At 60.7% G+C, this 17,490-nt stretch carries 20 protein-coding genes; 16 read left to right on the forward strand and 4 right to left on the reverse strand.

Annotated features, from left to right (window positions below):
• Positions 1-32: 32 nt before the first annotated feature.
• On the reverse strand, positions 33-1,925 hold the full coding sequence (glmS, locus tag ACX80V_RS09450; RefSeq protein ID WP_485842944.1) for a glutamine--fructose-6-phosphate transaminase (isomerizing): 1,893 nt from the start codon (positions 1,923-1,925) through the stop codon (positions 33-35).
• Positions 1,926-2,013: 88 nt separating this feature from the next.
• Here glmS and coaA point away from each other — a divergent pair, with 88 nt between their 5' ends.
• From coaA to mscL, 3 genes are all read left to right on the forward strand, one after another.
• Complete coding sequence (gene coaA / locus ACX80V_RS09455) at positions 2,014-2,979, forward strand: type I pantothenate kinase (protein WP_058931756.1); 966 nt, start codon at positions 2,014-2,016, stop codon at positions 2,977-2,979.
• Between the two features lie 5 nt (positions 2,980-2,984).
• The gene (locus ACX80V_RS09460; protein WP_485842945.1) at positions 2,985-3,854 is read left to right on the forward strand and encodes a M15 family metallopeptidase; all 870 of its coding nucleotides are present in this window, start codon (positions 2,985-2,987) and stop codon (positions 3,852-3,854) included.
• A gap of 86 nt (positions 3,855-3,940) precedes the next feature.
• The gene (mscL, locus tag ACX80V_RS09465) at positions 3,941-4,330 is read left to right on the forward strand and encodes a large conductance mechanosensitive channel protein MscL (RefSeq protein ID WP_485842946.1); all 390 of its coding nucleotides are present in this window, start codon (positions 3,941-3,943) and stop codon (positions 4,328-4,330) included.
• 78 nt (positions 4,331-4,408) lie between these two features.
• On the opposite strand, the gene glmM is transcribed toward mscL, so the two are convergent.
• The 3 genes from glmM to rplM all read right to left on the reverse strand — a co-directional run bounded on the left by glmM (position 4,409) and on the right by rplM (position 6,899).
• Positions 4,409-5,770 (reverse strand): phosphoglucosamine mutase, encoded by a 1,362-nt coding sequence (gene glmM, locus ACX80V_RS09470; protein WP_485842947.1) that lies wholly within the window; start codon positions 5,768-5,770, stop codon positions 4,409-4,411.
• A 140-nt stretch (positions 5,771-5,910) separates the two neighbouring features.
• A complete protein-coding gene (rpsI, locus tag ACX80V_RS09475; protein WP_056344277.1) occupies positions 5,911-6,417 on the reverse strand; it encodes a 30S ribosomal protein S9 in 507 nt (168 codons plus the stop codon).
• 38 nt (positions 6,418-6,455) lie between these two features.
• Positions 6,456-6,899 (reverse strand): 50S ribosomal protein L13, encoded by a 444-nt coding sequence (gene rplM, locus ACX80V_RS09480; protein WP_058931751.1) that lies wholly within the window; start codon positions 6,897-6,899, stop codon positions 6,456-6,458.
• 340 nt (positions 6,900-7,239) lie between these two features.
• Here rplM and ACX80V_RS09485 point away from each other — a divergent pair, with 340 nt between their 5' ends.
• The 13 genes from ACX80V_RS09485 to ACX80V_RS09545 all read left to right on the forward strand — a co-directional run bounded on the left by ACX80V_RS09485 (position 7,240) and on the right by ACX80V_RS09545 (position 17,457).
• On the forward strand, positions 7,240-7,863 hold the full coding sequence (locus ACX80V_RS09485; RefSeq protein ID WP_485842948.1) for a prepilin peptidase: 624 nt from the start codon (positions 7,240-7,242) through the stop codon (positions 7,861-7,863).
• 279 nt (positions 7,864-8,142) lie between these two features.
• Positions 8,143-8,337, forward strand: a complete 195-nt coding sequence (locus ACX80V_RS09490) for a Flp family type IVb pilin (protein ID WP_254747081.1) — start codon at positions 8,143-8,145, stop codon at positions 8,335-8,337.
• A gap of 146 nt (positions 8,338-8,483) precedes the next feature.
• Positions 8,484-8,687 carry a Flp family type IVb pilin gene (locus tag ACX80V_RS09495; RefSeq protein ID WP_485842949.1) on the forward strand — a complete coding sequence of 68 codons (204 nt, stop codon included), beginning with the start codon at positions 8,484-8,486 and terminating at the stop codon, positions 8,685-8,687.
• Complete coding sequence (locus ACX80V_RS09500) at positions 8,687-9,124, forward strand: TadE/TadG family type IV pilus assembly protein (RefSeq protein WP_485842950.1); 438 nt, start codon at positions 8,687-8,689, stop codon at positions 9,122-9,124. The genes ACX80V_RS09495 and ACX80V_RS09500 overlap by 1 nt, the downstream gene beginning before the upstream one ends.
• Positions 9,112-10,161: a pilus assembly protein TadG-related protein gene (locus tag ACX80V_RS09505; RefSeq protein ID WP_485842951.1), complete on the forward strand. Its 1,050-nt coding sequence runs from the start codon at positions 9,112-9,114 to the stop codon at positions 10,159-10,161. The genes ACX80V_RS09500 and ACX80V_RS09505 overlap by 13 nt, the downstream gene beginning before the upstream one ends.
• Before the next feature lie 49 nt (positions 10,162-10,210).
• Positions 10,211-10,969, forward strand: coding sequence for a Flp pilus assembly protein CpaB (gene cpaB, locus ACX80V_RS09510; protein ID WP_485842952.1), 759 nt, complete (start codon positions 10,211-10,213; stop codon positions 10,967-10,969).
• Positions 10,966-12,162, forward strand: coding sequence for a CpaE/TadZ family protein (locus ACX80V_RS09515; protein WP_485842953.1), 1,197 nt, complete (start codon positions 10,966-10,968; stop codon positions 12,160-12,162). The genes cpaB and ACX80V_RS09515 overlap by 4 nt, the downstream gene beginning before the upstream one ends.
• 137 nt (positions 12,163-12,299) lie before the next feature.
• Entirely contained in the window at positions 12,300-13,604 is a 1,305-nt protein-coding gene (locus tag ACX80V_RS09520) for a TadA family conjugal transfer-associated ATPase (protein ID WP_485842954.1), read from the forward strand.
• Positions 13,601-14,548, forward strand: a complete 948-nt coding sequence (locus tag ACX80V_RS09525) for a type II secretion system F family protein (protein WP_485842955.1) — start codon at positions 13,601-13,603, stop codon at positions 14,546-14,548. The genes ACX80V_RS09520 and ACX80V_RS09525 overlap by 4 nt, the downstream gene beginning before the upstream one ends.
• A 9-nt stretch (positions 14,549-14,557) precedes the next feature.
• On the forward strand, positions 14,558-15,445 hold the full coding sequence (locus ACX80V_RS09530) for a type II secretion system F family protein (protein WP_485842956.1): 888 nt from the start codon (positions 14,558-14,560) through the stop codon (positions 15,443-15,445).
• Positions 15,446-15,723: 278 nt separating this feature from the next.
• The gene (locus ACX80V_RS09535; RefSeq protein ID WP_485842957.1) at positions 15,724-15,939 is read left to right on the forward strand and encodes a Flp family type IVb pilin; all 216 of its coding nucleotides are present in this window, start codon (positions 15,724-15,726) and stop codon (positions 15,937-15,939) included.
• Between the two features lie 124 nt (positions 15,940-16,063).
• The gene (locus ACX80V_RS09540) at positions 16,064-16,438 is read left to right on the forward strand and encodes a TadE/TadG family type IV pilus assembly protein (protein ID WP_485842958.1); all 375 of its coding nucleotides are present in this window, start codon (positions 16,064-16,066) and stop codon (positions 16,436-16,438) included.
• Positions 16,426-17,457, forward strand: a complete 1,032-nt coding sequence (locus tag ACX80V_RS09545) for a pilus assembly protein TadG-related protein (protein WP_485842959.1) — start codon at positions 16,426-16,428, stop codon at positions 17,455-17,457. Before ACX80V_RS09540 ends, ACX80V_RS09545 begins: the two co-directional genes overlap by 13 nt.
• Positions 17,458-17,490: the final 33 nt, after the last annotated feature.

Genomic DNA, 17,490 nt, shown 5'->3' on the forward strand with positions numbered 1-17,490 from the left:
CACCAACCGGCTCTTGGCCGGTCGGTCCGCGATTACTCTACGGTGACGCTCTTGGCAAGGTTGCGAGGCTGGTCCACGTCGTAGCCCTTGGCCGAGGCGAGGGCCAGTGCGAAGATCTGCAGCGGGACGGTGCTGAGCAGCGGGGCCAGCAGCGTGGGGGTTTCCGGGATGTAGAAGACGTGCTCGGCGTAGGCCTTGACTGCTTCGTCGCCCTCTTCGGCGATCACAATGGTCTTGGCGCCGCGCGCCCGGACTTCCTGGATGTTCGAGACCACCTTGGCGTGCAGCGAGTCGCGGCCGCGCGGGGACGGGACCACCACAAACACGGGCTGGCCTTCCTCGATCAGCGCGATGGGGCCGTGCTTGAGTTCACCTGCGGCGAAGCCCTCGGCGTGGATGTACGCGAGCTCCTTGAGCTTCAGCGCACCTTCCATTGCCACCGGGAAGCCAACGTGGCGGCCCAGGAACAGCACAGACTTCGCATCCGCCATGGAAACGCCGAGTTCCTTGATCTCCGCCTCGTTGTCCAGGATCCGCTGGATCTTGGCGGGGATCTTGTTCAGGTCCGCCAGGATGTCCTTGATCTCGCCCTGGAACTTGTTCCCGCGCAGCTGCGCCAGGTACAGGCCCAGCAGGTACGCCGCGGTGATCTGCGCCAGGAACGCCTTGGTGGAAGCCACGGCGATTTCCGGGCCGGCGTGCGTGTACAGCACGGCGTCGGATTCACGCGGGATGGTGGAACCGTTGGTGTTGCAGATCGAGACCGTCTTGGCGCCCTGTTCCTTGGCGTAGCGGACGGCCATCAGGGTATCCATGGTCTCCCCGGACTGGGAGATCGAAACGATCAGGGTGTTCTCGTCCACGATCGGGTCCCGGTAACGGAACTCGTGGGAGAGCTCAACCTCGGTGGCAATCCGGCACCAGTGCTCGATGGCGTACTTGGCCACCTGCCCGGCATACGCCGACGTGCCGCAGGCCAGCACAATGATCTTGTCGACGTTCTTGAGCAGCTGCGGGTCAATGCGGAGCTCATCCAGGGTCAGTTTGCCGTTGACGTCCGAGCGGCCCAGCAGGGTCTGCAGCACGGCGTCGGGCTGGTCATGGATTTCCTTCTCCATGAAGGACGGGAACCCGCCCTTTTCCGCCGATTCCGGGTCCCAGTCAACGTGGTATTCCTTGCCCTCGGCCGGGGCGCCATAGAAATCGGTGATCTCCACCGTGTCAGCGGTGATGGTGACAATCTGGTCCTGGCCCAGCTCCACTGCGCGGCGGGTGTAATCGATGAACCCGGACACGTCCGAGCCCAGGAAGTTCTCGCCCTCGCCCAGGCCCACCACCAGGGGTGAGTTACGGCGGGCAGCAACCACAACATCCGGCTGGTCCGCGTGCACGGCCAGCAGCGTGAAAGCACCCTCGAGGCGCTGGCAGGCGAGCTGCATCGCCAGCGTCAGACCGCCGTCGGACGCAACACCACCGAGCTTGTTGCGGAAGATATCACCCAGCAGCACGGCGGCGACCTCGGTGTCCGTCTCGGACTCGAACGCGTAGCCCTTGGCCACCAGCTCCAGCTTCAGCTCGGCAAAGTTCTCGATGATGCCGTTGTGGATCAGGGCCAGCTTGCCGCCGTCGGACAGGTGCGGGTGCGCGTTCTGGTCCGTGGGGCCGCCGTGCGTGGCCCAGCGGGTGTGGCCGATACCGGTGAACGTCTCCGGCAGCGGGTGCGCCTCCAGCTCGGCGAGGAGGTTGCTCAGCTTGCCGGACTTCTTCCGGGACTCGATGGACCCCGCGGAGACCACCGCCACCCCTGCGGAGTCGTAACCCCGGTACTCCAGACGGCGCAATCCCTCAAGGACTACATCCAACGCACTGTGACCGGCATTCACACGGCCAGCAGAATGGCCCACATATCCAACGATTCCACACATGGGCTCCAGCTTATCGGCAGCGGCGTTGAGATCTAAACTTAGGGTGCTCCATTTCGCTCTGGGCCGCGCGAGGGGCAGAATCTCTAAAGTGACTTTGCAACGCAATGAAGCGAACGGTGAGGGTGTCTCCCCGTTCGTTGAGCTGGACCGCCAGACCTGGTCCCGGCTCGCCGCCCAGATGGAGCAGCCCCTTAACGAAGAGGACATTGTCCGTCTGCGTGGCCTCGGCGATCCCCTGGACATGAAGGAGATCCGCGAGGTCTACCTGCCCCTGTCCCGGCTCCTGCACCTTTACGTTGAGGCCGCGGGCCAGCTTCATTCGGCCACCACCACCTTCCTGGGTGAGCAGACCCAGCGCACACCGTTTGTCATCGGCGTGGCGGGCTCGGTGGCCGTGGGCAAGTCCACCATCGCCCGCGTGCTCCGGGAGATGCTGCGGCGCTGGCCCGGCACCCCCAACGTTGAGCTGATCACCACGGACGGCTTCCTCTATCCCCTGGCCGAGCTCAAGCGCCGCCAGCTGCTGGAACGCAAGGGTTTCCCCGAGTCCTACGACCGCCGCGCGCTGCTGCGCTTTGTGAGCGAAGTCAAGGGCGGCGCCGAGGAAGTCCGGGCGCCCTGGTACTCCCACGTTACGTACGACATCGTGCCGGAGAAGGAAGTGGTGGTCCGCCGCCCGGACGTGCTGATTGTGGAGGGCCTGAACGTGCTGGCCCCGGCCCGCCCGCGCCACGACGGCAAGCAGGGCCTCGCGGTGAGTGATTTCTTCGACTTCTCCATCTATGTGGACGCCAAGACCTCCTACATCGAGGAGTGGTACGTGGAACGGTTCCGCAGGCTCCAGAGCACAGCGTTCGCGCAGCCGGAGTCCTACTTCCACCGCTACGCAACGCTCTCCCCCACCGAGGCCGAGAGCACGGCCCGGGACATCTGGAAGCGCATCAACGAGCCCAACCTGGAGGAAAACGTCCTCCCCACGCGTGGCCGCGCCCAGCTGGTGCTGACCAAAGACGCGGACCACTCCATCCGCCGCATGCTTCTGCGGAAGGTTTAACACACGTGTGCCACGACTGCGTGGCAGGCGGCTCCTCGGGGGCCAGCCGCCGCTCCTTCGCCCGCTTCCTCGCCGCCGGAGCCGGGCTGACGGTCCTGGCAGCGTGCACGCCGGAGGCACCCGCCGCGGTGACGCCGTCGTCCTCCTCCCCCGCCCCAGCGGTGACTTCCGCATCCCCCACGGCAGACGCGGTCCCTTCAGTGGAAAGCCCGACGGCGGCAGCTGAGCCGCCGCCGCAGGCTCCCGTCCCGCCGTCGGCAGCGCTGCCCCGTCAGTTCTCCCTGACGGATCCGGCCAGCCCGTGGCTGGTGGTCAACAAGCGCCGTCCGCTGGCGCCGGCGGACTACGTTCCGGCAGATCTGGTCCAGCCCAACGTCACGCTGGCCGTTTCGGGCGAGGCGGCCCTGCTGAACAGCCCGACGGCGGCAGCCGCGGAAGCGATGTTCGCCGCGGCCGCGCAGGATGGTGTGGTCATGACGCTCGCCAGCGGTTACCGCTCGTACGGTACGCAGGTGGCCACGTACAACGGCTATGTGGCGGCGCGCGGCCAGGCCGATGCCGACACGGCCAGCGCCCGGCCCGGCCACTCGGAACACCAGACAGGCTGGTCGTTCGACATCGGCGACGGCGGCGGCGCGTGCGGCTTCCAGCCATGCTTCGCGGATCAGCCGGCTGCCGTGTGGGCGAAGGCGAACGGGCACCGCTTCGGATTTGTAGTGCGGTATCCGTGGATGTTCCACCCGATCACCGGCTACTACTACGAGCCGTGGCACCTGCGGTACATCGGCATGGAAGCCGCCACCGACATGGCGAACCGGGGCATCAGCACGGTGGAGGAGTACTTCGGGGTGGAAGCGGCGCCGGGGTACCCCTGACGCGTACAGTGCCCAAGGTCCCGGCACGCCAAAGGGATTACGCCCTTGTCATCAGCCGTTCACAACCGTGCGCTAGCTTGGTTCCTATGCTTACAGGATTCAGGAATTTCATTATGAAGGGCAATGTCGTTGACCTTGCCGTAGCCGTTGTGATGGGCGCCGCATTCAGCGCCGTCGTCACCTCAATCGTCGAAGGTCTGCTCACACCCCTCATCGGACGCCTTTTCAGCGCGAAGGGCATGGCGGAAATGCAGTGGGAGGGCTTCATGTATGGGTCCGTGATCTCCTCCGTCATTTCTTTCCTGCTGGTGGCCGCCTCCATCTACTTCGTGGTGGTACTTCCCATGAACCACATGATCGAGCTCCGTAACCGCAAGCTGGGAATCAACAAGGACGTCAAGGAAGAGGCTGCGGAAGATCCGCAAATCGCCCTCCTCACGGAAATCCGCGACTCGCTGCAGAGCCGAACCCCGTAACTTCACGGCAACCAACTGTGGCCCGCTTCCATGGAGGCGGGCCACACTTGGTTGTGTCGGGGATCAGTTGTTCAGCGGTCAGTCGGTGACCAGTTCGAGCGCGAGCTCGGTGCGGACAACCTGGGCCAGGCGTTCAGCGATGGAGTGGGCTGTTGCCTCATCCCCTGCTTCCACCATGACCCGCACTACGGGCTCGGTGCCTGAGGGGCGGAGCAGGACACGTCCGGTATCGCCAAGCTCGGCTTCGGCCAGAACCACGGCCTGCGCCAGTTCGTCGGAACTACCCACACGGGTGCGGTCAACGCCCTTGACGTTGATGAGTACCTGCGGGAGCTTGGTCATCACAGTGGCGAGCTGCTTGAGCGACCGGCCCGTCAGGGCGACCTGCGCGGCAATCTGGAGCCCGGTGAGGACGCCGTCGCCTGTGGTGGCGTAGTCAGCGAAGATCACGTGGCCGGACTGCTCGCCGCCGAGGTTGTATCCGCCGTCGCGCATCTCCTCAAGGACGTAGCGGTCCCCAACACCTGTTTCGCGGATCGTGATGCCTGCTTGGCGCAGTGCGATCTTGAGGCCGAGGTTGCTCATGACGGTGGCCACCAGGACGTCGTCGATGAGCTTGCCTGAGGCTTTGAGGGCGACGGCCAGGATCGCCATGATCTGGTCACCGTCCACCGCTGTGCCTTCGTGGTCTACGGCGAGGCAGCGGTCGGCGTCGCCGTCGTGGGCGATGCCGAGGTCGGCTCCGTACTTCAGCACGGCGGCTTTGAGCGGACCGAGATGGGTGGAGCCCACGCCGTCGTTGATGTTGTGGCCGTCCGGTTCCGCGCCAATGACGATGACGTCAGCGCCGGCGTCCTTAAAGACCTGGGGTGAGCAGCCGCTGGCGGCCCCGTGAGCGCAGTCCAGCACAACCTTCAGGCCGTCGAGTCGGTGCGGGAGCGTCTGCAGGAGGTGGACGATGTAGCGGTCCTCAGCATCGGAGAAGCGCTGGATCCGTCCAACATCGCTGCCGACGGGCCGCTGCGGCTCCTTGCCCATCTGCTCCTCGATGGCGTTCTCCACATCATCAGGAAGCTTCTGGCCACCGCGGGCGAAGAACTTGATCCCGTTATCAGGGGCAGGATTGTGGGAGGCCGAGATCATGACGCCGAAGTCGGCGTCGAGGTCTGCCACGAGGTAGGCCGCGGCCGGCGTCGGGAGAACCCCGGCGTCGTAGACGTCAATACCGGAACTGGACAGCCCTGCCTCGACGGCAGCGGCGATGAATTCCCCGCTGGCGCGGGGGTCACGCGCCACGACGGCACGGGGCCGCGTGCCACTGGTACTGCGGTCATGACCAAGCACGACGGCGGCCGCCTGGGCCAGGTTCATCGCCAGCTCGGCAGTCAACAGGCCGTTAGCCAGGCCCCGGACACCATCTGTTCCAAATAATCTAGACATCGTGGACAAGTCTAGGTGATGGACGCACGGGGGCTCGAACCGACTGGTCAGAGTGACGCCAGCTTCACTGGGACGGAGCCCGGCATTAAAAGCAGAAGCCCGCCCCACCGACGGTGGGACGGGCTTCCGTGCAAGCGGGTTTAGCGCTTGGAGTACTGCTGAGCCTTACGGGCCTTCTTGAGACCGGCCTTCTTACGCTCGATGACGCGTGCGTCACGGCGCAGGTATCCGGCCTTCTTCAGGGTGGCGCGGTTGTTCTCGGTGTCGATCTCGTTCAGTGAACGGGCGATGCCGAGGCGCAGGGCACCGGCCTGGCCGGAGATGCCACCACCGTGGATGCGGGCAATGACGTCGTAGGCGCCGTCAAGATCGAGGATCTTGAAGGGCTCGTTGACGTCCTGCTGGTGCAGCTTGTTCGGGAAGTAGTTGTCCAGCGCGCGGCCGTTGATGGTCCACTTGCCGGTGCCGGGCACGATGCGCACGCGGGCAACAGCTTCCTTGCGGCGGCCAACTGCGGCGCCGGCGACCGTCAGTGCCGGGCGTTCCTTCTTCGGCGCTTCTGCTTCTGCAGGACCGCTTTCCGAGGTGTAGCTGGTCGGGTTTTCCTCAGCCACAACGGCCTCGGTGGTCTCTTCGTTCTGAGCCACGATTCTCCTTGTATAGATAAGTTGTTTGGTGGCCAGGACTACTGGGCGACCTGGGAAATTTCGAACGTCTTGGGCTGCTGGGCGGCGTGCGGGTGCTCTGCACCGCGGTACACCTTCAGCTTGCCCAGCTGCTGAGCAGCGAGGGAGTTCTTGGGAAGCATGCCCTTGATGGCCTTCTCAACGGCGCGGACCGGGTTGGATTCCAGGAGTTCCGCATAGTTGACGGAGGTCAGGCCGCCCGGGTAGCCGGAGTGGCGGTATGCGCGCTTCTGCTCCAGCTTGGCGCCGGTCAGGGCTACCTTCTCAGCGTTGATGATGATGACGAAGTCGCCCATGTCCATGTGGGACGCAAAGGTGGCCTTGTGCTTGCCGCGCAGCAGGATTGCGGTCTGGCTCGCGAGACGACCAAGGACAACGTCTGTGGCGTCAATGACGTGCCACTGGCGGTTGATATCGCCGGGCTTCGGGGTGTACGTACGCACGGTTTTTGCCTCGTTCTTGTTCTGGCGTTCTTGTTTAGGTGTCACTCAAGCGTGTGCACCTACTATCTATGCGCTACCGGAACAGAGGTGAGGGCTCCATGTAACCAGTCATCCTGAAGTCCCGAATGTGCTCGTTGAGTAGTTATCCTGCAACCGGATTCTCAAGCGGGCACGCATCATCGAGAAAGGACACGCACAACGACTACCAATGTTAGCTTGAACCGGGCCTCAGGGTCAAAATGGGGTAGCCGGACGCTCCGTCGCCACCCGCCGGCCCGACGCATGCAGGGGGACTTCAGTGATTTCTTGGGGCAATGCCGGTTCCGCCGGACCGCTGTTTGTGGCCGTCATCGGACTCCTGGGATTCATCCTTGCACCCCTGGCCGAGCTGGTCATAGCCAGACTCCTCCCCCGGATTGGCGGACTGCCTGCTACCCGGGTCCGGGTTACGACGGCGATCATCACCTCGTTGGTGTGCGCCGCTTTTGCGTTTCGCTTTGGGCTAGATACCGCGCTGCCGGCTTTTATTCTTCTTGCCGTTATAGGCGTGCAGCTGGCAAGAATTGATTTCTCGCTTCATTTGCTGCCGAACCCCCTAGTCCTGTTCGTGTTCCTGGGTGGCCTTTCCTTGTTCCTCGCCTCGGTTTTTGCAGAGTCGCAGTGGGCTAGCCTCCTCCGAGCCTTGGCCGGGGCGTCAATCCTGTTCGTGATCTACCTGATTCTGGCGTTAATTTCACCCGGCGCCATCGGAATGGGCGACGTCAAGCTCGCGGGACCGGTCGGTCTCTACTTGGGGTACCTAGGTTGGACCCAACTGCTGTACGGCGGTCTGTTGGGGTTCGTACTGAACGGCGTTGTCACCTTGCTGGTCGTGCGCAGAAACCGTGTTGAGCGGGCCTCGGAAGTGGCCCACGGGCCCTCCATGCTCGCCGCAGCCGCGGGTGTTGCCCTCTTCATGCTCTAGCCTGGGGGCCCTGGCAGGCTACTCCCGTCGAGATGCCGCGCTCGGCAATCCAAGTAGTGGTTTCCTAAAGGACTCCTGTCGTGTGAGTACTCGCCCGCGGTGGTTCGAGTACGCCCGCAAAACACACCTCAGAAAGTCGAGTACCACTACGCATTGTTGGCCCGGAACGCCGGTGCCAATCTTTCCTTAGCGAAGTCCAGCCGCTAAGGAATTAGGGGGCAGCTGGAGATTCGTTGAAAAAAATATCCCAATCAATTTCATCGAATTAAGGAACCTAAAATGACTTCTCTTATGGTCTCAATGACTGCGTACATCGCCGGACTCCGGGATCGCCTCGCGTCCGAAAAGGGTGCGACCGCAGTTGAATACGGACTTCTTGTAGCTCTGATCGCGGCTGTGATCGTTGTCATGGTCGGCCTGGTAGGCCAGGACGTTCTGACAGCCTTCACCACCATCGAGACTGCACTGCCGTAATAGCAGCCTTTATTAGGGAGCCCAGTGGTGCGGCCGGATGGTTCGAGCGTCTGCTCTACGATTTCGGTTCCGCCGCTGGGCTCCCTATTTTCGACAGCCCTATTTTGTTCATCCGTCCTCTTTTCTCATTTCCACAAGGAGGGGTTATGCACGGTTTCAGGTTTCAGCTTCGAACACTCGCGGCGCGCTTGACCACCAGCATGCGTCAAGCCTTTTTGAGCGAGGGCGGCGCCACGTCCATTGAATACAGTTTCTTAGTCGTATTAATCGGGGCCATCATCGTCACAGTTGTTGGGCTCATTGGCCAGCATCTCTTGCCTGGATTTCAGATAGTTGAGGCTGGTTTCTGATGCGTTTCCTTCAGAGATTTCGCGACAGCCGTTCACGCGAGCGAGGCGCAGTAGCGGTCGAGTTCGCACTCGTACTTCCCATATTTGTCCTGCTCGTATTTGGCATCGCCGAGTATGGGCGTGCTTTCAACATCCAAGTTTCGTTGAGTGCAGCGGCACGAGAAGCGTCCCGCTACGCCGCCATTCATTCGTCTGATACGGGGTATACGCCAGCAGATGCCCGCTCAGCTGGCATCGCCGCGGCACCTTCGGTTCCGCTCGTCCCTGCTGATATAGCCATAGCCTATTCGCCGGGTTCTGCGTGCGCGGCTGACAGCAACGTGATCGTGACCATAACCTATTCAGTTCCTTACATGACGGGCCTGCCGAACATGGTCCCAGGCATGTCACCGAATCTCACCGTTTCAAGCAGAGGTGTAATGCGATGCGCAGGATAAAGACGGATGAATCTGAACGGGGTGTAGTTGCCCCACTAACTGCGATCCTGCTGGTCTTTCTTTTGGGAATGACTGCGCTGGCAGTAGACGTCGGGATGATGTATTCGGAGCACGCCCAATTGCAGAACGGTGCCGATTCATCTGCTCTGGCCATCGCCCAGGCATGTGCCGCCAGCCCGCCGGCTGCCGCCTGCAGCACGCCCCTCTCGTCGGCGTCTGTTTACGCCAACGGGAACGCCGTCGACGAACACAGCAACGTCGTGACGGCAACCGTAAATGCGGGCACTGTCGATGTGACAACTGAGTCCCGCGACGACGCTGGCAACAATCACCTGTCCTTGGTGTTCGCGCGAGTGCTAGGAATCGACACCACCGTCATCCATGCGTCGGCTCAGGCGAAGTTCGGCGGTTTTATGGCCGGCAACGTCTTCCCGCTTTCGTTCTCGAAATGCGAATCCGATCCGGGATTCTCAAAAGGCCTTCAGTTCTTTCCGGAACATGGAAACGCGATAGCGGATATGCCCGGTTATGAGTGCGTCAATCCGTCATCGGGCCTTGAAGTTCCCGGAGGCTTTGGCTGGCTCGATCATCCGGCAGGATCCTGCAACGTCACGGTCGACATCGCAGATCCCTGGGTCGGCACCAACACCGGGCACAACTATGACAGCGACTGCGCAACCCTGCTAAACAAATGGGGCGCGACTCTATCCCAGCCTGGCGGAACGGTGGACATTCTCATTCCGATCTTCGACGATGTGCGGGGTACTGGCGCTAATGCGGAGTTTCATATTGAAGCGTTCGCGCAAATTTCGCTACGGGGATGGAACTTCGGAGGCGGAACCAAGTTGCCTAAGGACTACATGACCGCAGATGCCACGGTTCTCCACGATCAACTTGTTGCTGACAAGGACATAAAGCTCAAGAACAGCGATAACGGAATCTACGGTGAATTCATAAAGAAAGTTTCGCTTGCGGAAGTGGGCACCCTAGGAGGGCCCACAACCTACGGGTCCCTAGGGGCAAAACTCTCTAATTAGCACGAAAAGTCAGTCCTACACAATCAATGAATGAAGAGGAGACCGAAAAGTGAAAACTCGCCTACTGGGAGGCATTGTCGCACTTGTGTTAGCAATAGTCGGCACTTTGCTACTAGTCGCATATGTTCAGGGCACTGAAGCCCGAGCTCAAAAAGACCTGCAACCCATCGAAGTTCTAGTCGTCCAGTCACAGATTCCGGAAGGCTCAGATCTTGAGAAGATCAAGGCCTCCGTCAAACTGACTTCCATGCCCTCCGCTTCGGTCCCTAACGGGGCTTTGAAAAGCTTGGACGGCATCGAAGGAAAAGTGGCGTCGGTTGAAATCTTGCCTGGGGAAGCCCTCCTCGGAGCCCGGCTGGTCGATCCCCAAAGTCTCTCCGCTCCCGGATCGGTTCCTGTTCCGGCTGGAATGCAGGAGATTTCAGTCCAGCTGGAGGCGCAGCGTGTAGTCGGCGGCCGGATAGCTGCCGGCGACACGGTAGGGGTAATAGTTCTCTTCGACAAGGGTGCCAACAGGGAAGCGCCTGACGCTGAGACAGCCCAACAGGTATTCCACAAAGTGCTTGTGACCAGCGTCCAAAGGTCAGTGGCGAAATCCACCACCAAGCCGAGTGAGACGGACCCCGCGGAGCAGGCAAATACAGAACTCCCTTCGGGCCAGCTTCTTGTCACCCTAGCCAGGAACGACGTTGACTCAACCAAGATTGCGTTTGGGGCCGAGTTCGGTTCAGTCTGGCTGACGAAGGAGCCAGACACTTCCGTGGAGAGCGCCGGAGGGGTCATCAAGAAGGTGGAGCTGTACCGATGAGCAGATTCGTGTTGGTCACAGCTGATCATGAGTTTTCGCAACGCACAGAGAAGGCGGTCTCAGGACTTCACGGAAACCTCCACTCCATCACCGCCGACTATCTCCCGCCGAGTCCAGATCACATTCTGGGGGTCCTTTCGGGGGAGCTGGTTGAAGTAATCCTGTTGGGTCCCGGTTTGCCCCAGGAAGATTCAATCCAGCTGGCCAGTCTCTTCGATCTGCAGTATCCGGAAATTAGCATCGTATTGGTTGCGGGCAACGACTCGGAGGTTGCATTGCCCGCAATGCGTGCTGGCATCCGCGATCTGCTGCATCCAACTGCCAGCGTGGACGCTATCCGCATGATGCTGGAAAGGGCCAGCCTAGCGGCGGCCGGACGTCGGCGTGGCCTGGGCAGCAGTGTGGAGGGCCAGCCGACGGGAGGGCGGGTGATAGCCGTGATGTCCCCGAAGGGTGGAGTTGGCAAGACAACAGTCGCAACAAATCTGGCCGTCGGGTTGGGGAAGATAGCACCGATGAGCGTTGTGGTTCTCGATCTGGACCTGCAATTCGGCGACGTGGCGTCAGGGCTAATGCTGGAACCCGAACGGACGCTGTCGGACGCGGTTACAGGTGCTGCCGTCCAGGACAGCATGGTCCTTAAGTCCTACCTCACTGTCCATCCGGCCGGGATCTATGCCCTCTGTGCTCCGCTAAACCCTGCTGATGCGGACCGCATCAGCGGGGAGCAGGTTGGCCATCTGATCAGTCAGTTGGCCAATGAGTTCCAGTACGTGGTGGTCGATACTGCACCTGGGCTCGGTGAACATGTCCTCGCGACACTGGAGCTAGGAACAGATGCCGTCTGGGTCTGTGGTATGGACATTCCCAGCATCCGGGGACTGCGAACAGGGTTCGGCATTCTCCGGGAGCTGAACCTCCTTCCGGAGCAACGGCACGTTGTCCTCAACTTCGCTGATCGTCGGACAGGTCTCTCCCTGGGAGACGTTGAGGCCACCATCGGGTGTCCAGTAGATGTCGTCCTTCCTCGGTCTAGGGCGGTGCCCTTTTCCACTAACAAGGGTGTTCCGCTGCTACAGGGCGGATCAAGGGACGGCGCAGGGAAGGGCTTGGGACAGCTCGTGGAGCGTTTTAGGCCGGATTGGGAGCAAAGACCACACAAGAAACTTCACAGAAGGGCGATAGTCCAATGAGCCTGTCCCAGCGACTGGAAGCCGCTCGCGGCTTCGACAAACCCACGAGTGCGACGACGACGGTTCAGAACGGGCCATGGGCTGGGCAAGCCGGAGGCTCATCTGACCTGCCGGGGGGCAACCCAGAACCGAAAACTATGGGCTCCGAAACCAATGAAGCCCTTAACGCCGTCAAGGAACGTGCTGGTGCCGCGCTTTATGAGCGCATGGGTAGCCGGATCACCGATTCTTCCATGGACGATACCGAGCTCCAGCAGTATGTCAAAGACGAGTTGCGGGCGATTATTGAGGAAGACGAAATCCCCCTCAGTCCTTCCGAACGTCAGCGCCTCGTTCAGGACATCATCGATGACGTGCTGGGTCTGGGGCCCCTGGAGAAGTTTCTCAACGACGTTGACGTGACTGAGATCATGGTCAATGGGCCCAGCAAGATATACGTAGAGAGCCGGGGAAAGCTATTCCTCACAGGTGCCAAGTTCAACAGTGAAGAGCATCTCCGCCGCATCATTGAGCGGATCGTCACGAAAGTGGGCCGGCGAATTGACGAATCATCCCCCCTCGTAGACGCCCGTCTTTCCGACGGATCCCGAGTCAATGCAATTATCCCGCCATTGGCAGTGAGCGGATCCACGCTGACAATCCGCAAGTTTGGACGTGTGCCGCTCACGGTCAATAACCTGATCTCGTTCGGGACCCTTTCCCCGGAAATCGCCGAGTTACTCCACGCCTGTGTCCAGGCTCGACTCAACATCATTGTTTCTGGTGGCACTGGTACGGGAAAGACCACGCTTCTGAACGTGCTCTCATCGTTTTTGCCCCCGGACGAGCGCATTGTCACCATAGAGGACGCGGTCGAACTGCAGTTGCAACAGGAGCACGTGGTGCGGCTCGAAAGTCGGCCTCGGAACATTGAAGGGAAGGGCGAAGTCAGCATCCGCGAGTTAGTTCGAAACTCGCTCCGAATGCGCCCGGATCGCATCGTTATCGGTGAGGTCCGCGGTGGCGAGTCCCTGGACATGCTTCAAGCCATGAACACCGGTCATGATGGCTCGATATCCACCGTTCACGCAAACTCCCCCCGCGATGCCATCTCGCGGCTGGAAACCTTGGTACTGATGGCGGGTATGGACCTACCGCTCCGCGCCATAAGGGAACAGATAGCTTCGGCCGTCAACCTGATAGTGCACATCTCCCGGCTGCGCGACGGCACACGCCGCGTTACGCACGTCACGGAAGTGCAGGGTATGGAAGGCGACATTGTCACGCTGCAGGATGCTTTTGCATTTGACTACAGTGCAGGTGTGGACGCCGAGGGCAAATTCCTGGGGCGCCCAATTCCCACCGGCGTGCGGCCGCGGTTTGTAGATCACTTTGCGGAACTAGGCATCCCGCTGTCCCCGGCAGTATTTGGCAGTTCGCCCATCGGGGGGGGATTCCGGTGACGGTCGACAACCCTATCTTTCTCGCGGTCGGGATCGTCCTCTGCGTGATAGCCATTGCCGTTCTGTTCCTGGCAACGCTAGGTGGCGGTCACCGAGAGATCGCCTTATCGCGTCGACGGCCGGGTGCCACGAGCCAGCCATCAGTCCTGACTCGGGTCACCACTTCGGCTGCCACCTTCGTTGAGCGCAATGTCAGCGGCAATGCGCGATTCGGAAGTCGAGAGTCACTTGAACAGGCCGGGCTGAAGATGCGGCAAGCAGATTTCATCTTGCTCATCGCCTGCGTCGGCGTCGCAATGGGTGCGGTGGGATTCATCTTGGGAGGTCCGGTATTGGGTGTTCTCTTACTTCTTGCCACGCCCCTGGGCGCGTTGGTTTTCCTCAATATTTTGACAAGTCGGCGTAGAGCCAAATTCGAGGACCAGCTTGGTGACACGTTGCAAATGCTCGCTGGCGGCCTGCGGGCGGGCCATAGTCTTTTGAGATCAGTTGACGCGGTTTCCAAGGAGGCGGATGCTCCCACATCAGAAGAGTTCGCACGTTTAGTCAACGAGACCCGTCTCGGTCGCGATTTGCGGGAATCCATGTTGGACGCGGCTCGTCGATTACGGAGTGAGGACTTCGACTGGACCAGCCAGGCCATTGAAATTCACCGTGAGGTGGGAGGCGACCTCGCGGACGTGTTAGATCACGTGGGCGAGACAATCCGTGAACGCTCCCAAATTAAGGGACAGGTTCAAGCACTGAGCGCAGAGGGAAGGATCTCTGCTTACATTCTGATGGCTCTCCCGATAGGGATGTTCCTGTATCTCAGCGTGGCAAGCCCTGGGTACATTGGCACGCTATATACCAGTCTTCTCGGTTGGGTCATGATCGGGGCGTCCGTCTTTTTACTGATACTCGGTGGCTTCTGGCTCAGCCGTGTCATCAAGATCAAGTTCTAGGAGGTCGTTGTGAGCGCAATGGCGTGGGTAATTATTGCACTAGTAATTCTTCCAAGTTCGTTCATGGTGTGGTCGTTCGTCTCAGTCGATCGCCGGGGTTTTGCCGCTGTTCAAAGCAATCTTGGACGAGGCTTAAGGGTTGCAGAAGGCAGGGATTCCCCTGTCGATACGAAATCGACTATGGCCCTTGGTACACGACTGACGCCCAAGGGCTACGTGGCCTGGCTCGATAAGCTCCTGGCACGGGCGGGGCGCCCGACCAATCTGCCATTGGAGCGCTTGCTCATCGCAAAACCGGCATTGGCACTAGTAGTGGGCGTGCTGGGCATCCTTCTGATTCTGCGGTCGCCGGCTGGAACTACCGTATTGATGGCCTTGGCTTTGACATTGCTCGCGTACTTTGTTCCCGACATTCTCATTCACGGCCGAGGTGCAAAGCGCCAATCCGCGATTGAACTTGAACTGCCTAACACTTTGGATCAAATGCTGATCTCAGTTGAAGCCGGGCTGGGATTTGAAACCGCGATGACAAGAGCCGGACAAAATGGCAAGGGCCCCCTTGCAGAAGAACTGGTTCGAACCCTTCAAGATATGCAGGTGGGCCGGAGCCGTCGCGACGCTTACTTGGCGATGGCTACGCGCACAGATGTTCCCGACCTCCGGAGTTTCGTTCGGGCTGTGGTCCAGGCCGACATCTATGGCATAGCCATTGCCAACGTCCTGCGAACCCAGGCCAAACAGATGCGGGTAAAGAGGCGCCAAAGAGCTGAAGAGAAAGCAATGAAGCTACCGGTTAAGGTGCTCTTTCCGCTGATGTTCTGCATCCTTCCTGTCCTGTTCATCGTGATAATAGGTCCTGCCGTCATTAACGTGATGAATAACTTTTCGTCGCTTTAGCATCGATTCCCTACACGGCATGCCTTAGCGCGCCCACCGGCGCCCCAAAGACCGGACCCTCTCGGAACCCAGAACCGAGGGGGTCCGTTTGTGTGCCCAGACAATCAACGTTTCGCAGCGTCAGCACAGGATTTCCGCAGGGAAAGCGCATGAGACACGCAGCAGATGAAGACTTGGCGCAGGGTTCTGCAAGATCCGATCAAAGTCCCATCAAGGTTGCTAGTTTCGTGGTTGAGCTGGTGCAGGACCAGCCACCCATAACTCGCTCAGGAGTCCCCATGCTGTCTCTCTACACCAACCTCATGATCCGCTTTCGCAGTGAAGAAAAGGGCGCCACCGCCGTCGAATACGGCATCATGGTCGGCCTCATCGCTGTTGTCATCATTGTCGCCGTCAGCCTCCTCGGCGGGACCCTGAACCTGATGTTCGAAGAGGTCCAGTGCCGCGTGGCCGGCGACACCTGGGCAGCTGGTGCCTGCACGATTGTCCCGTAAGGCGGTCTCGCTGGCCAGCTGGACAACAGCACTCAGACTTCACCGTTGACGGAGTGGCGGCGGCCCCAAGCCGCCGCCACTTTCATTTCCCGAACTAGATTGGCCTGACCGAAAGGCACCCCTCATGTCCAGGGCATCCGAGCGTGGAGCCGTCGCGGTCGAGTTTGCGATCGTGGCGCCCCTCTTGGTCATGCTGCTCCTGGGCATCATGGAGTTCGGCCGGGCCTACAACGCGCAGATCTCCCTGACCAATGCAGCCCGAGAGGGCGTGCGGGTCATGGCAGTTTCCAACAACCAGACCTCAGCCCGGACAGCGGCCAAGAACGCTGCCGTTTCTCTCAGCCCAGGCCTTGCTGACGCAAGCATCATATTCAGCACAGCCAACTGCACCCCCACCGCGCAGATGACTGTGACCGTCAATTACACGCTCAGTACGCTGACCGGAATCGCGGGACCATTCGCCATGACAGGCAGAGGAGTGATGTTGTGCGGCGGCTGAACGTGGAGCAGGAAAGGGAACGCGGCGGCGTCAGCGTTATTGTGGCCCTTCTCATGGTGGTGCTCTTGGGATTCACCGCCATTGCCGTAGACGTCGGAATGCTCTACTCCGAGAAGGCACAGCTCCAGAATGGCGCCGACGCAGCGGCACTGCTGGTGGCCCAGAAATGCGCCAAGAGTGAAGTCGACCCGAACTGCGCCACGACCTCCACCCTGGCTGCCTCCGTTCTGAGCGGTAACGCCCTGGATGGCCGAAGCAACGTGAAATCGCTCGTCCTGGACAAGGTCAATCGGGCGGTCACGGTGACGGCCGGAGCCCAGGAGCAAGGCAAGGAACCCAACAAAGTGACGCTCCTATTCGCTAACGCGCTGGGCATATCCAGCGCCGAGGTAGACTCCAAGGCCAGCGTCCGCTGGGGCAGTCCGCTGGAAGGAACCACCCCCTTCCCCTTGGCCTTTTCGGTGTGCCAGGTTGCGGGGATGGTGGGTGGTGCAAGCCAACTGCTCCAGAACCACAGCTCAAATGCAAACACGGATTGTGGTCCGCTGGGGTCGGCGGGAAGCACCGTGCCCGGCGGCTTCGGGTGGATAGTTCAAGATCCGGGCAGCTGCGGCGGCAGCGTCAACCTGGCGATCCTTGAAAGCGGGAGCGACACAGGCAATGACGGTCCCTCGAACTGCGACGCCATCCTCAACAAATGGGCCGCCGAACTCACTGCAGGACGCGACATCACAGTTCTTCTTCCGGTGTACGCAGCAGTGACGGGCACCGGCTCCGGCGCCTCGTATGTCCTCACTTCGTTCGCGGCCTTCAATGTCAAGGGCTGGAAGTTCAGTGGCGGATCTGGCCTCCCCCTTGTCTTCCACAACGAGGCAGCCCACGTAGGAAGCACTATGGCCTGCACAGGAAACTGCCGAGGAATTATCGGAAGCTTCGTCAAATACGTGTCACTGTCTGACGGTTACGTGCTCGGTCCCGTCAGTCCCTACGGCGCCACCGTCGTCGAATTCACCAGTTAGCCCCCATGAATAACCTTGATCCGGAATACTACA

The sequence above is a fragment of the Pseudarthrobacter arbutini genome, from assembly GCF_054510915.1.